The 14,007-nt window shown below is 47.5% G+C and carries 12 protein-coding genes and 1 other RNA gene; 7 read left to right on the top strand and 6 right to left on the bottom strand.

The window, feature by feature from the left end; genetic code table 11:
• Window positions 1-188: 188 nt before the first annotated feature.
• Window positions 189-1,034, top strand: coding sequence for a MurR/RpiR family transcriptional regulator (locus tag ORJ01_RS05900; protein WP_236128904.1), 846 nt, complete (start codon window positions 189-191; stop codon window positions 1,032-1,034).
• Here the strand turns inward: ORJ01_RS05900 and ORJ01_RS05905 are convergent.
• Both ORJ01_RS05905 and ORJ01_RS05910 read right to left on the bottom strand, forming a co-directional pair.
• Window positions 1,031-2,128, bottom strand: coding sequence for a dipeptide epimerase (locus ORJ01_RS05905; protein ID WP_306177267.1), 1,098 nt, complete (start codon window positions 2,126-2,128; stop codon window positions 1,031-1,033). The genes ORJ01_RS05900 and ORJ01_RS05905 overlap by 4 nt on opposite strands.
• Window positions 2,129-2,139: 11 nt before the next feature.
• On the bottom strand, window positions 2,140-3,534 hold the full coding sequence (locus ORJ01_RS05910; protein ID WP_306177268.1) for an SH3 domain-containing protein: 1,395 nt from the start codon (window positions 3,532-3,534) through the stop codon (window positions 2,140-2,142).
• 197 nt (window positions 3,535-3,731) lie between these two features.
• Here ORJ01_RS05910 and ORJ01_RS05915 point away from each other — a divergent pair, with 197 nt between their 5' ends.
• Window positions 3,732-6,575, top strand: coding sequence for a TonB-dependent receptor (locus ORJ01_RS05915; RefSeq protein WP_306177269.1), 2,844 nt, complete (start codon window positions 3,732-3,734; stop codon window positions 6,573-6,575).
• Between the two features lie 64 nt (window positions 6,576-6,639).
• Here the strand turns inward: ORJ01_RS05915 and rnpB are convergent.
• Window positions 6,640-7,020: RNase P RNA component class A (gene rnpB, locus ORJ01_RS05920), an RNA gene on the bottom strand.
• Window positions 7,021-7,204: 184 nt separating this feature from the next.
• On the opposite strand from rnpB, the gene ORJ01_RS05925 reads away from it, so the two are divergent.
• On the top strand, window positions 7,205-8,278 hold the full coding sequence (locus ORJ01_RS05925; RefSeq protein WP_306177270.1) for an alpha/beta hydrolase: 1,074 nt from the start codon (window positions 7,205-7,207) through the stop codon (window positions 8,276-8,278).
• A gap of 7 nt (window positions 8,279-8,285) precedes the next feature.
• Here the strand turns inward: ORJ01_RS05925 and rsmI are convergent, their stop codons facing one another.
• Window positions 8,286-9,137 (bottom strand): 16S rRNA (cytidine(1402)-2'-O)-methyltransferase, encoded by an 852-nt coding sequence (gene rsmI / locus ORJ01_RS05930; RefSeq protein WP_306177271.1) that lies wholly within the window; start codon window positions 9,135-9,137, stop codon window positions 8,286-8,288.
• Window positions 9,138-9,197: 60 nt separating this feature from the next.
• Between rsmI and ORJ01_RS05935 the strand changes: the two genes are divergently transcribed.
• The 4 genes from ORJ01_RS05935 to dolP are packed head-to-tail and all read left to right on the top strand — an operon-like array spanning window position 9,198 to window position 12,593.
• Window positions 9,198-11,075 (top strand): penicillin-binding protein activator, encoded by a 1,878-nt coding sequence (locus ORJ01_RS05935; RefSeq protein WP_306177272.1) that lies wholly within the window; start codon window positions 9,198-9,200, stop codon window positions 11,073-11,075.
• 6 nt (window positions 11,076-11,081) lie between these two features.
• On the top strand, window positions 11,082-11,426 hold the full coding sequence (locus ORJ01_RS05940) for a YraN family protein (protein ID WP_229584772.1): 345 nt from the start codon (window positions 11,082-11,084) through the stop codon (window positions 11,424-11,426).
• Between the two features lie 11 nt (window positions 11,427-11,437).
• Window positions 11,438-12,025: an SIS domain-containing protein gene (locus tag ORJ01_RS05945; RefSeq protein WP_226752173.1), complete on the top strand. Its 588-nt coding sequence runs from the start codon at window positions 11,438-11,440 to the stop codon at window positions 12,023-12,025.
• A gap of 1 nt (window position 12,026) precedes the next feature.
• The gene (dolP, locus tag ORJ01_RS05950; protein WP_226752174.1) at window positions 12,027-12,593 is read left to right on the top strand and encodes a division/outer membrane stress-associated lipid-binding lipoprotein; all 567 of its coding nucleotides are present in this window, start codon (window positions 12,027-12,029) and stop codon (window positions 12,591-12,593) included.
• A gap of 62 nt (window positions 12,594-12,655) precedes the next feature.
• On the opposite strand, the gene ORJ01_RS05955 is transcribed toward dolP, so the two are convergent.
• Entirely contained in the window at window positions 12,656-13,333 is a 678-nt protein-coding gene (locus tag ORJ01_RS05955) for a DUF599 domain-containing protein (RefSeq protein ID WP_226752175.1), read from the bottom strand.
• A 100-nt stretch (window positions 13,334-13,433) separates the two neighbouring features.
• Window positions 13,434-13,886 carry a thioesterase family protein gene (locus ORJ01_RS05960; protein WP_306177273.1) on the bottom strand — a complete coding sequence of 151 codons (453 nt, stop codon included), beginning with the start codon at window positions 13,884-13,886 and terminating at the stop codon, window positions 13,434-13,436.
• Window positions 13,887-14,007 lie beyond the last annotated feature (121 nt).

A 14,007-nucleotide genomic window follows, 5' to 3' on the forward strand; every position in this document is an offset into this window, starting at 1 on the left:
AACACCGGCAAAGATCGAATAAGATCGAGCTAAAATAAGCGCTCTAGCGAAGTGGATGATTTTCGTAGGAAATTCCTTTTGCGCAGAGTGAAGCTGCGTGCTTGCTATTGCGGAATAATTTATTCAATATAAATTTACATTAGCTATCACCCTGGCAGCGTCTTTGCCGGTGTTTAAGGGCAAAAACCATGCTAAGTCTATTGAAAATTCAAGGAATGTTGGACCAGTTGTCCGTTAGCGAGCGGAAACTCGCTGACTTTATTTTAGATAATTCGCATTTAATGCGTGATTATTCATCTCAACAATTGGCAGACGCCGTTGGCATTAGCCAGTCTAGCGTGGTGAAATTTTGTCAAAAATTAGGGTACAAAGGCTATCCCGATTTAAAACTAGCCATCACCGAAGCCGTAGTGACCGCATCGACCCTACAACGTGAACAACAAGACGTAAATACGGCACTCGGTAGCGTAGCGCAGCTCGCCGAACAATTGCAGTTAGGGCTGACACAAAGCTTTCGCAATCTGCTGAGTATTAATAGCGAAAAAACCTTGAAACAAGCCGCTCGGTTATTAGATAAAGCCGATTGCATTTTATTAGCGGGTTGCGGCCACTCCGCCGTTGTCGCTGCCGATATGCAATGCCGCTTACTTGAACTGGGCAAACTGGGCTTGTATCACAGCGATCCGGCATTAAGTTTACAACTGGCACGCACACTCACACCTAATAGCGTGCTACTGTTAATCTCAGACAGTGGTCAAAATGCGGATATTTTGCGGTTAGAAGTGTTTGCCAGACAGCGCAAACTTAAGATTATCTCGTTAACACGTTATCAAACCAGTGCGCAAAGCGCGGGGGCGGATTTGCAATTATTCACGCTGGGCAGTGAAACCGACGAGCAGCTGCAACAGTTAATTACACAACAAGCGCAGCAGCACCTCTGTCATTTATTGTATTTAATGCTATGTCAGCAGCCCGCTAACCGGCAACAGCTAGCGGACCATAACCAAGTCATGGGTTTACTGGAAAAGCATTAACTGCTCAGCATCTGTAGACCCTGAATATCCGTGATGCCCAAGCCTGGGGCATCACCAATAATAATATCCGCTTCATTAAAGGTAACACTGCTGGTGACCGGGTTAAAGGCACACAGTGACGGCCCATCTAGGTCAATCTTGGTGATCACATCGGCTTTCGCTACGGCCACATGCACCGCTGCCGCCACACTAATGCTCGATTCCAGCATACAGCCAATCATACATTGCATATCATAAAACGAGCAGATATCAGCAATCTTGATGGCATTAGAAATACCGCCCGTTTTCATCAACTTAATATTGATAATATCGGCTGCACGCATTTTGATCAGTTCAATCACTTCACGTGGCCCAAAACCGCTTTCATCGGCCATTACCGGCGTATGTACGCGCTCGGTAATATACTTTAGACCTTCCAGATCATAGTATTTCACCGGCTGTTCGATTAGCTCTAGCCGTACACCGGCATCTTCTAACTTATGCAGGGCATACACTGCTTCTTTCGCGGTCCAACCTTGGTTAGCATCTAAGCGGATCAACGCCTTACCTGCCACAGCGTTATAAATTGCTTTTACCCGCTCGATATCGACCCCAATATCTTTGCCTACTTTCACTTTCAGCGTTTCAAAACCTCGGGCGACAGCATCTAAGGAATCGGCCACCATTTTATCGATGTAATCGACACTGATGGTAATGTCCGTCGTCAATTTAGGTACACCGCCACCCAGTAACTTGTATAACGGCGTTTTATATTGCTGGGCAAATAAGTCATACACGGCCATTTCCACTGCCGCCTTCGCACTGTAGTTTTTCATAATACAGTTTTGAATAATGCGGATCAGATGGTTTAAATCACTGATGTCTTGGCCAACCAATTTGGGCTTCATTACCGTGCGGATCGCCCCGATTATCGAATCATGAATATCACCCGTGATCACGGCCGTGGCCGGAGCTTCACCATAACCACGATGCCCCGTATCAGTCTCGATAATGACAATCACATCTTCAATTTCATTCACCGTGCGCAACGCGGTTTTAAAAGGTGTCTTTAATGGCACCTTCAGCATACCCAAACGGATATCGGTAATTTTCATAATAACCTCAGTTAACGCAACGATTTAATAGCATAAATACGATCCAGATAGCTCTGCTCAGCACTAAGATACAGCGGTGCCAAGGGCGTGACGGATACACTGTTTAAGGTGCCACGATAAAATTCGCCAGCGGCATTAACATAAGCCAGATCAAATACCGCATGGATCACGAAGGGTTCGCCCGCACTTTCACCTAAATACAACATGACATGACCAGGACGATAAATAAAATCACCTATTTGCGCCTGCTTAATCGCCTGTAGCTTAGTGTTATGGCTGCTTTGTTCAGTAAAACGCACATTTTGACCAAATTCGCCATAGCCTTGCTGACCTGAGTTACGCGGCATCAGCAAGCCAAAGGTGCGGAAAATATCCACCAAAAAACCGGTGCAGTCGACGCCGTTATAGTCGTACCCCCAACCATAGCGCTGACCTAAGTATTTAAAAGCTTGCCGCACAATATGCTTGGTGCTGTAAGGCAAATATCCAATATGCACATCTTGATTACGCGCCAGCAACGCCGGCACTAACTGTAACTGCCCTTTGGCGTTACGTGTGGGTAATTGCACGATATAGCTCGCATGCGGATTTTGACCATAGAGGTTATGCCCCACTGCAGCGGCGGATAATAGCGGCAAGCGGGTGCCCATATCCAGCTGTAATTCCGAGATCTGCGGTTGATTCGGTACATAATTACTAAAAGCACGCGCGCCGGTAACCACTAAAAAAGGCGCTTGCTCAGCATAAGCCAGTACCTGTTGTCGAGGCGCCAGCGCCAGTGCCTCTGTCGCCACCCAACCACTATAGTGGTAGTTTTGCACTAAAGACCAGTGACCGTTGGCGCTTTGATGTAACACCGCCACCGGCTCACCGACAAACAAGGCGGTTTCTTGTAAGCGATTTAAATCTAACGACATGCTGTCGTTAAAAACCCGCAGCGTGGTTGGCATGGCTAACAAAGCACTGCGCTTCGTTACCAAGGCAAATTGTGTGCTGGTGTTTTCCGCAACACCGGCACGATTCACTTGTTGCTGGATGGGCGCCCAATCGCTTTCTTGCAGCGGTTTGCCATCGGCAAAAAAACGCGGTGACTGCGGTATAGCACTTACCTGTTCGATTACCTTGAGCAGCTCGGCCTGGCTAAACTGTAGCGGAATATCCGCAATTGGAGTCATTTCAGCTTGCTGGGCAAAGGTTTGGGCATTTCGCTGCGCAATTTGACTGGGGGTAAGTAGCAATTCAGCGGCATTGGGCTGCTTAGCTAACCAATATTCTGGCGACAAATGCTCAACTTTTAACAAGGGAATATCTGACGTGAAATGTTCTGTCGCAGCACTGCTTAAGCCACTTATCAGCAGCAACAAGCCGCCTGCGAAAGCATATCTTAAAGCTAAAAAACCACGCATTTGCTTGACTCTCGGTCATCAAGGAATGAAATATTCCAAATATTATTAATTTTTAGCATAAATTATTTTCAAAACCAACAAAAGATTGCTATGTTAAATTTGTGCAGAAATTACACATCCCTGCACAGCGCCGCAAGGCTTAAGCAGCGCAACGTTATAAAAAACTATAAAGGGTGTAACATCCAGGAGAGATTGCAATGAAGTTGAACAGGCTTATTCAGTCTATTGCCCTTGCCGGCTTTAGCTCGACGGTCGTCATGGCGCAAGATACTGTAACCCCGGAAGCCGATGATGCAAAAGTTGAACGCATCAGAGTTACCGGCTCGAATATCAAAAGAACCAATATTGAAGGTTCATTACCTCTCACGGTATTCAGTAAGGCAGACATTGATGCTCAAGGCATCACCTCTGCTGAACAATTACTGATGCAACTGAACATTGCCGGTAACTCCTCAGATAACCTCGCCAGTAACGGCGGTATTGTTTCTGAAGAACAACGCGGTAATAACGGTGTTTCAGGAGCGAACTTACGGGGTCAAGGCGCAGATGCCACCCTGGTATTGTTAAACGGGCGCCGCGTTGCCACACACGGCTTAAAAGGCCGCGCAGTGGATTTAAACTCAATCCCCTTTGCAGCCCTAGAGCGCGTTGAAGTGCTTCGGGATGGCGCTTCTGCCATGTACGGTACTGATGCAATTGGCGGTGTCATTAACTTCATTACCAAGAAAGATTACACCGGTGGTGAAGCTTCTGCCTTCATGGATGTGACAGAAGCCGGTGGTGGTAACATTTACCGCACCAACCTATTATTAGGTGCAGGTGATATTAATAAAGATGGTTGGAACCTGTTTGGTACCCTGTCTTTTAAACGAAATACCACGTTAGAAGGCTCAGATCGCGATTTTTCTAATACCTTCCAACCCAATCGCGGCTTATCGCCTGATACACGCGGCACCCCTTTTGCTACCGTGTTTAACCGTGGTGCTTCCCAGCCCAACTTAATTGGCACCGGTTTAGTCGATCCACGTGATGGCCAATCAGTCATTGCGGTAAACATTTTAGATTTACCGGGTGCGGCGGGCTGTGAAAGTGGCGGCGATATGATGGGCCCTTACGATCAAAAGTTATGGAGCTCGGAATCTTCACGTTATGCCTGTGCGTGGGACTATCCTGCAGCCGCACGTATTCAACAGCCGCAAGAAAGTACGGACTTTATCAGCCGTGCCTCGTTTAAACTGAACGAGAATCACAGTGCTTATTTAGAATTGGTTGCTTCCAAAGTCGATGTCAGTAAGGCCTTTGAACCGAACCAAATTTCCCCTGGATCGACCTTTGGTCCTGCCACTTGGTATCCTAGCACCGGTGCGTCTTACAACACCATTTACAATGCTTTAGCCAATTACTTTGGCGCATCACAACTCAATTATGGCCAACCCATTGCTTATCGCTGGCGTTGTATGGCCTGTGGTGGTCGTGAAATTGATACTGAAACCAATTCTTATCGTTTAATGGCGGCATTTGAAGGTATTATTCCTGGTATTGAGTGGGACTACACCGCAGGTTTATCACGCGCATCAAGTGAGTCAGAATCTGTCCTTGGCGGTGGTTACCATTACACCGCTGAACTGCAACAAGTATTAGGCAGCGGTTTAATTAACCCCTTCTTATTACCTGGTCAAAGCCAGTCTGCCGCTGGTATCGCAGCATTAGAGGCCGCTTCCGCCACCGGTGTTAAATTGTATGGTGGCGAGTCATTAATGACGCAGTTAGATGCCACCATCAGTGGCGGTTTTGGTTTTGACTTACCTGGCGGTGAATTACAAGCGGCGTTCGGTGTCGATTTACGCCGTGAAGAGTTTAAATTTAATGGTGATGAACGCGCTGAGATGCGGCCAATTTTTAACGCGCCATTCGATAATGCCAACGTGTTAGATAAAGTCAGCCGAGATATTCAGGCGGTCTTTGCTGAATTCTATCTACCGATTTTCGATAGTTTAGATGTCAGCTTATCGGGTCGTTATGACAAATATGATGGTTTTGGTAGTACAACTAACCCGAAAGTGAGCTTTACTTGGCGGCCAGTAGAGGGCTTCTTAGTGCGCGGTGCTTATAGCACGGGCTTTAAAGTCCCCACCTTTAACCAGCTGTTTAACGGCGTCACTGAATCGCAATACACTGGTCTTGATTTAGCCGATCCTGCCACCTGTGCTAGCGGTATCGCCAGTGAAACAGTGGCCGGTTGTGCTTCTATTCGCCCGGTAGAGATTTTCGGTGGTAAAGAAGATCTGCAACCTGAAGAATCAGAGCAGAAGAGCATCGGTTTTGTGGCCGCGCCTTATGACAATTTTAACTTCAGTGTCGACTGGTGGGAAATTGAACGTACCGACACGATCCGCTCCGCGCCTCGTGATGTATTGATTGCAAACTATGATCAGTTCCAAGCAAACTGGATCCGTGATAGTAGCGGTCAAGTGATCGCCATCGACCGTCGTTATATCAACTCAGGCGGCACTCTAACCCGAGGTATCGAAGTAGACGCTAATTTAAGCGGCGAGTTTGCCGACGGTAATTGGCGCTTAAATATGAACGGTAGTTATATCGACAGCTTCAAGAGCAAAGGCTTAGATTCGCTACCTTACAGCGATAACTTAGTAGGTGAATATGTTCGTTATTACAACCTGCCGATCAAGTGGAAACATACGCTGAACCTAAGCTATGTGAAAGGCGATTGGAGCCATACGTTAAGCCAGTTATTCCGCGACGGTTACAAGGATGAATTACCGGTTAGCGTGCGTAATGGCAGCTACATTCCAGACGATTGGAACCCAGAAGTCAGCAGCTATACCACCTATAACTATAGTTTGAGCTATAGCGGCTTCGACAATGTCAGCTTTACCTTTGGCATTAAAAACATCTTTGATCGCGATCCACCTTTTACTGCACACCAAAACGACTTTGCAGCCGGTGCAGCATGGGAACCGCGTATTGCCGATCCACGTGGCCGTTCCTTTACCTTACTGCTTGATTACAAGTTTATGTAAGGTGAGTTAACACCGCCGCAATAAAAAACCGCACGTTGCTTTAGCAACGTGCGGTTTTCTTTATTAGGGGAGTCGGTCATTAAGCCGGGTTTTGTGCTCTGTTGCCAGAGTAGCAATCATTCCTCTAGGACTTAGGTCACCCTAAGCCTCAAGCAATCTACCCGCCCTCAACGCGGGCCGCGCCATAGAGGGCCTATTTGATCTTGCTCCGGGTGGAGTTTACCGTGCCACGAACTGTTGCCAGTCGCGCGGTGCGCTCTTACCGCACCCTTTCACCCTTACCTGATCTCAGGCTTTCCGAAGAAAGACTGAGCCATCGGCGGTTTGCTCTCTGTTGCACTAGTCGTAGGCTCGCGCCTCCCAGGCGTTACCTGGCACCCTGCCCTGTGGAGCCCGGACTTTCCTCCCCTTGCTTGCGCAAGCAGCGATTGCCTTGACCCACTCCGCTGACCATTATACGCAAAAGCCGCGCCGACAACAGCATATTTGCCTGTTGCAATACAAATGCTCGCATTAAGTGCCATCATTCGATGGCAAAGCCGCCATGGCCAACTATAGTTAACCCGATAACGTCCCCTCAACAGCGACTCCCAGCCTTATTCGCTACCTTAGTTCAATAAGGAGCCAACATGTTTATTATTACCAATCGGCGCGTAAATGTAGGCAAAACCACCGTAAAAACCGCTTTTGGCGACAAACCCGCAGAAGGCCCGAATGAATTACGTTTGGCTGAAGCCAGCCGCGTGAATAGCAAATGGCACATCAATGTCTTTCCAGATCGAGTGAACGCCGCAGGACAAGCAGTGACCGCCAAAAAAGCCCAAGAGCAAGACAGCATGTTTGCCAGTGAGTACGTTGCCAAGCAATTGGTCAGTAAACTGAAAAACTACACCCCATCGCGCCACCTCATGTTGTATGTGCATGGCTTTAATAACGATTTAGCCTCGGTGCTCGATCGCGCAGAACAGCTTGAGCAAAACTATAATTTAGAAGTGGTGATTTTTAGCTGGCCTGCGAATGGTGGCGGTGTACAAGGTGTTTTAAGTTATAAGAGCGACAAACGCGATGCGCTGGCCTCAGTTGGCGCACTTAACCGGGTGCTAGAACGTTTACAAAGTATTGTGCAGCAACTGCATGCCGATTATGTCGAACAATTAGAACAAACAACCGAGGCAAAATTTGGTGATGACGCTGAAAAGTGGGATCGCTATTTTACGGCCGCGGCCGCTGCGCGCTGCCCCTTTACCATTAATTTGATGCTACACAGTATGGGCAATTATCTGTACAAACATTTGTTAAGCTCCAGCGTTTATGCCGGTGATCAGTTAATTTTCGATAATATTGTGATGGTGGCCGCAGATGCGAACAACGCGGGGCACGCTAACTGGGTAGATAATATTCAGTGTCGCAATCGTTTGTATATCACGTTGAATGAACATGATAGTGCGCTACGGGCATCGCGCATGAAAATGGGTGAGAAACAAAGAGCGCGTTTAGGGCATTACCTACGCTGCTTAGAATCTAAAACCGCCACCTATATTAATTTTACTGGGCAGGCTCATGTCGGTACTTCGCATGCTTACTTTGAAGGTAAGCCACTGGAGAATTCGCAAGTGCGCAGTTTTTTTCAGTTAGCCTTTAACGGCCAGACTGCCGAAGACAGCCTGACCTTCGACGCAGCACGCAACCTCTACTACTTTTGAGCCGCGTTTAATCAGGGCTTTTCAGCCCTAGGGCAAATTGATATAACACATTTTTCTTTTCGTTATGAATTTGCGCAGTTAACGCAGCGGCTTGCTTGAGCGGTAACTCTGCTAACAACAGTTGCAGCGTACGCTGTGCCTCTGCGCTGATCTCTGAAGCCGGCTTTTCGACTTCGGCGGCAATCATTAACACCATTTCACCTTGGCAGCGCTGTGGATCTTCGCGCAACCAATGCTGAATTTGCGCGGCGTTGCCATAGGCAAAATGCTCGAAGGTTTTGGTCAGTTCTTTCGCTAACACCAGTTGCCGCTCAGCACCTAGTACTGCGGCAACGTCATCTAAAGTATCTAAAATACGTCGTGCCGTATCGTAACAAATAATGGTGCCAGCATTGGCCGGAACATCGGCTAATTGCTTTTGCCGTTGGCTCGATTTGGCGGCTAAAAAGCCAATAAATTGAAATTTATCGGTCGGTAAACCGGCAGCACACAAGGCGGTAATCAAGGCACAAGGACCTGGAACCGGCACTACGGGTACACCGGCTTCACGGCATAAACGCACTAGGCTGTAACCAGGGTCACTGATCAATGGCGTGCCGGCATCAGAAATTAACGCAACATCTTCACCAGCAAGGCATTTTTCAATAATGCTGGCGGCGCGTTGTTTTTCATTGTGATCATGTAAAGCCAGCAATCGATTGCTGATACCAAGGTGTTGTAATAACTTGCCGCTGTGCCGAGTATCTTCAGCTGCGATACAGCTAACCTGCTGTAAGGTGGCTATCGCCCGCTGGCTAATATCAGCCAGATTGCCTATCGGCGTGGCCACAACATAAAGAGAACCGCTTTGTTTGGTCATATTTCGCTAATTATTTGAGCTTAACGGGTTGTGTCAGTAAGATAACACCACGAAAACTCTATGGTACTGTGCATTGTGAAAACCAGCAAATTTAAGCCGCTATTTATTTTAACCTTGGCCGCCTTAGTCAGCAGCTGTGCGCAAACCATTCCGCAGCAAAGTAGCACGGCTGAGCGCGAGCTGATTACCGAGCTAGCCAAAGACGAAACCCCCGAACCGGCAACACTTTCGGCTGAGCAATTGTTAGCCCAAGCCGCAACTTATCAGGGCGAGGCGCAACAAATTCGCTTATTAAAAGCCGCCGAAGCCGCCTTGTTAGAGCAAAACAGCGCATTGGCCTTAGCCATTACCGATACCTTACGCCAAAGCGACAGTGCGCTGATCCGCCAGCGTAATCAGGTGCTGTTGTTACAAGCTTATCTACAACATGACGAGCTGGCGTTAGCCGAACAACTGATTGAGCAAACTAACCGCGCACAACTCGCGCCGAGCGATCAAGCTGCCTTTTTATGGTCCAGTGCCAAACTGTATCAACAGCAACAGCGCGCTTACGCTGCAGCCCGCAGTTTATTGCAATTAGATGAGATGCTCGGCAACAACCCTACGCTACTAAACAGCTATGCTGAATTACATGAACAGTTATGGCCGCAGCTCAGTGCTTTAAGTCATAGCGAACTCACCAACTTACAAGTGGGTGCAGGCCAGCGCGCGCGCGGTTGGCTCAATTTATTAGAAGTGGTACGCAATAAGCTGGGCAACCCCGAGCAATTAAATAATGCGCTAACCGAATGGCAACAACGTTATCCGCAGTTACCGAGCTTGTCGCAATTACCAAAGGCTTTACAACAGCAATTGGCCCTAACGCCTTATCAACCAAAGCGTATCGCCGTATTATTGCCGCTTAGTGGTCAATTTCAGCAACATGCTAAAGCAATTCAATATGGCTTACTGGCCGCTACCAGCGCGGATAACAGCTTACCTCGTGAATTGCTGTTTATTGATAGTCAGCAATCGGTTGCCGACATTCAACAGCAATTAGCAGCGAAACAAATCGACTTTGTGATTGGCCCTCTGTTAAAAGATCAGGTAGAACAAGTCAGTAAACAAGCCGATTGGACTTACCCAACCTTGTTTTTAAACAGCCGTGACAGTCAATTACCGGCGCAACCTGACCGCTTTTACTTTGCTTTAAATTTGGAAGATGAAGCGGCGCAGATGGTGCAATTGTTTGCGCAAAAAAATTATAAGCGGCCTGTGATCATCAGCTCACGTAATGCCATTAGTCAGCGTATGCAGCAACACTTTACCCGACAATGGCAAGCTCTGGGCCATGAGGCACCCGAGAGCTACCAATTTGAAGCCAAAGCTGAATTAGAAGCTTTAATTACCCGGTTATTAGAAACAGACAGCAGCCGCGAGCGTATTCGGCTGATCTCCGGTTTAATTCCTGGCAGTGTGGAAAGTGAAGCGCATAGCCGCTTAGATATTGATGCTATTTATTTACTTGCCGATCCGGTGCAAACCAGAATGTTTAAACCTTTTGTCGATGTCTCGGTGATGCAAACCGCGCCAAAGCTGCCTATTTACGCCAGTTCTCGCAGCTACAGCGCCGGCGGTGATGCTAATGATTTACGCGATCTAAACGGCCTCACGTTTACCGAAACGCCTTGGTTGTTAAACGAACAGCACAGTCAAAAGGTTCGGCAGCAATACCTTGAATTATTTAGTGAGCAGGATGAAACCCTGCAGCGATTATTCGCAATGGGCTATGACGCCTATCACATTATTGGCAGCCTAAAGCAACAGCAACAATTACCCAGTTTAAGCCATCCCGGTTTTACTGGCCGACTGACCGTCAACGCCGATGGCAGTATTAGCCGGCAATTAAGCTGGGGCAGTTACCGCAGCAACCGTTTGGTTGCGGTGCAAGAGCCATAAGCCCGCATGAACGAGCTTGGTCAGCAATATGAAGCCTTAGCGCTGCAATTTTTGCAGCAACAAGGCCTAAGCTTGGTGCAACAGAATTTTAGCTGTAAGCTCGGTGAAATTGATTTAATTATGCGCCAAGGCCCTTACTGGGTGTTCGTTGAGGTAAAATATCGGGCGAGCACAGCGTTTGGTGGGGCACTAGCCGCCATTACGCCAGCCAAACGACAAAAAGTGTTAAAAGCCGTACAGTATTATCAACAGCAGCATCGACTTAGCCAACAGCCTTGTCGCATAGATGTAGTAGCCATTGAAGGCCAAGCGCCCTATCAATATAACTGGCTGCAAAATGCCTTTAGTTAACAGGACCCCGGATGCAAGAACATATCAGACACCTGTTTAGTGAAAATATCCAAACCATGATCGCCACCAGCGAAGCGTTAGCTGGCCCAATTGAAAGCGGTGCGCTAATGATAGTGCAAACGCTGATTAATGGCGGTAAGGTGATTTGTTGTGGCGAAGGGGCCAGCGCTAATTTAGCCAGCCATTTTGCCCAACTGTTATTGGATCAATTTGAAACCGAGCGCCCGTGTTTACCGGCTTTTGCTTTACAAGCGGATCACTCTAGTCTGCAACCGGCTAACCAACAAAATCATGATTACTTAGCGAGGCAAGTGAAAGCGTTAGGTCAAGCTGCGGATATTTTAGTGGTGATTTCACTTAATGGTGCAGAACAAAGTCTGATCCGTGCAACCGAAGCGGCACTGACCAACGATATGAAAGTAATTGCCCTCACGGTAGATAACAGCAGTGATTTATCCGGGTTATTAAATCAACAAGATGTTGAATTAAAAGTGCCGGCACACCGTCCGGCACGGGTGATTGAATGTTACACCTTTTTACTACACTGCCTTTGTGAATTGATCGATATGACGCTGTTTCCACAGCAAGGAGAGTTTTAATATGATGAAATTAGCCAGTGTTTTAGCTGCTATTCTATTACTACAAGGTTGTGCTGCAGCCGTGGTAGCCGGAGGCGCAACCGCGGTGACCGCCGCTAATGATCGCCGCACTTTAGGTTCGCAAATTGATGATAACGGTATAGTGCTAAAAGCACGCCGGGCATTAGGTGATAACGACATCACCGCTAAAGGCAGTAATCTGAATGTGACGAGCTACAATGGCGTGATTTTGCTCACCGGCCAAGCCAAAAGCGAGCAAGTTCGCGAGCAAGCACAACGTTTAGTGCAAGATATAGCCAGCGTAAAAATGGTGCATAACCAAATTCGCCTTGGCAACAATACCTCACTGACCACCCGTACCCGCGATAGTTGGATTGGCACTAAAGTAAAAAGTAAGTTGTTAGCCGATGATGATGTCAGTGGTTTAAACATCAAAGTGGTTACCGAAAACGCTGAAGTGTTTTTAATGGGGCTAGTAGGTGGGCCTGAAGCAGATAAAGCAGTTGATATTGCCCGTAATGTCGAAGGTGTAGTTCGGGTTATTAAAGCCTTTGAAAGCCCGCAATAAGCGGAATTAATCACACGCCACCGCTTATTTTCATGATAAGCGATGGCGTTTGCTTTAACCCCTTAGCACTGCTGCAGGGCTTTTAATACCTTAGAATGAAACTCTCGGTGTTTTAAGATCAATACCACCACCACAGTTGCCCCCATAAACAAACTGCTATCAATAAACCAGGTCAGTGCCGCTAGCGAAAAATAGATGGCGCGCAGGCCATAGTTAAACGAGTGGTTGGCTTGATCAATCACCTTGGCCGTGCGGCTGGTATACAAATCTTGTTCTTCTGTCGCCATCTCGCGTCCATCTGGCGCTGCACCAATTAATACCCCACAAAAACCGTATTGGCGTAATGACCAGGTAAATTGAAAAAAGGCGAACACATAAATCAGTGCTAACAACAAAATCTTAATTTGAATTTGTGTTTCGGTTTGCGCGCTCCACGGGATCAGCCCGCTCAGCATGGTCTTTAAGCGTTCACTCGATGTCAGCACCGTTAGCAAACCGGCCATAATTAACAAACAACTTGAAGCAAAAAAGGTCACGTTGCGCTCAAGGGTAGAAATCAGCCCGACATCCGCCATCTTATTGTCACGCCGTAACATCTGCTGCATCCAATGGTTTCGCTTACGGCGCAGCTCAAATGACAAACAACTCACCACTTTCGCACGGCGTTTCGCGTAGAGTGTGTAGCCTCCCCAAGCTAAACTAAACCAAACTAATGCGATAATATCTAATAAGCTCAGCACTTGACGCTCCTTCGTGTTTTAACTTTGTGCATCATATAACGAAAGCACAGTGTGCCTTAAGACTGTTTTATTAAGACTTATGCGTAAACAAACTTTGCAACTACCCCACCAGATAAGTACCGGTTCCCAACGCGATATGAATACCCAGCTCGTTATGCAGTTCCATACGACAAACTGCCACTTTATTGCCAGCACGGATCACTCTGGCGCTAGCAATAAACACGTTGCCACGGCCCGGCCTTAAGTAATCGGTGCGAATATCAATAGTGCTCATTTTACCGAAACGTGCGTGCAACTGCTCTGGTGCAACTTGCTGCACACGACCTAAGGCACTGGATACGGCCATCAGCCCTCCCGCCACATCCAGTACCGAAGCTATCACACCGCCATGCAAAATTTGCTGTAATGGGTTGCCAACGAGTTGCTCAGCCCAATTAAAACGCACTTCAGCCACGTCCTCATCGAAGCGAGTGACGGTTAAACCGATGAGTTTATTAAAGGGCATTTCATTAAAAACGCCAGCAATATAGGGCAGCAATTGTTCAGGTGTCATGTAATCGTCTTATTCTTATAGGTTTTTGCCAGTGTACTGCCTCTGCTGTTCAGTGCAAAGCCTGTTGGGGTATAACTTTGTGGCATTTCTGCTTACAATACGCCTCTTTTTTACCGGAGAA

The organism is Alishewanella sp. SMS8 (assembly GCF_030737935.1).
Taxonomy (GTDB): domain Bacteria; phylum Pseudomonadota; class Gammaproteobacteria; order Enterobacterales; family Alteromonadaceae; genus Alishewanella; species Alishewanella maricola.

Excerpts from the sequence above, each read along its gene's own strand:
- ORJ01_RS05925 (WP_306177270.1), top strand. The coding sequence starts at position 7,205 with ATGTTTATTATTACCAATCGGCGCGTAAATGTAGGCAAAACCACCGTA.
- ORJ01_RS05905 (WP_306177267.1), bottom strand. The coding sequence starts at position 2,128 with ATGAAAATTACCGATATCCGTTTGGGTATGCTGAAGGTGCCATTAAAG.
- ORJ01_RS05910 (WP_306177268.1), bottom strand. The coding sequence starts at position 3,534 with ATGCGTGGTTTTTTAGCTTTAAGATATGCTTTCGCAGGCGGCTTGTTG.
- ORJ01_RS05915 (WP_306177269.1), top strand. The coding sequence starts at position 3,732 with ATGAAGTTGAACAGGCTTATTCAGTCTATTGCCCTTGCCGGCTTTAGC.
- rsmI (WP_306177271.1), bottom strand. The coding sequence starts at position 9,137 with ATGACCAAACAAAGCGGTTCTCTTTATGTTGTGGCCACGCCGATAGGC.
- ORJ01_RS05945 (WP_226752173.1), top strand. The coding sequence starts at position 11,438 with ATGCAAGAACATATCAGACACCTGTTTAGTGAAAATATCCAAACCATG.
- ORJ01_RS05900 (WP_236128904.1), top strand. The coding sequence starts at position 189 with ATGCTAAGTCTATTGAAAATTCAAGGAATGTTGGACCAGTTGTCCGTT.
- dolP (WP_226752174.1), top strand. The coding sequence starts at position 12,027 with ATGATGAAATTAGCCAGTGTTTTAGCTGCTATTCTATTACTACAAGGT.
- ORJ01_RS05940 (WP_229584772.1), top strand. The coding sequence starts at position 11,082 with ATGAACGAGCTTGGTCAGCAATATGAAGCCTTAGCGCTGCAATTTTTG.
- ORJ01_RS05960 (WP_306177273.1), bottom strand. The coding sequence starts at position 13,886 with ATGACACCTGAACAATTGCTGCCCTATATTGCTGGCGTTTTTAATGAA.
- ORJ01_RS05935 (WP_306177272.1), top strand. The coding sequence starts at position 9,198 with ATGGTACTGTGCATTGTGAAAACCAGCAAATTTAAGCCGCTATTTATT.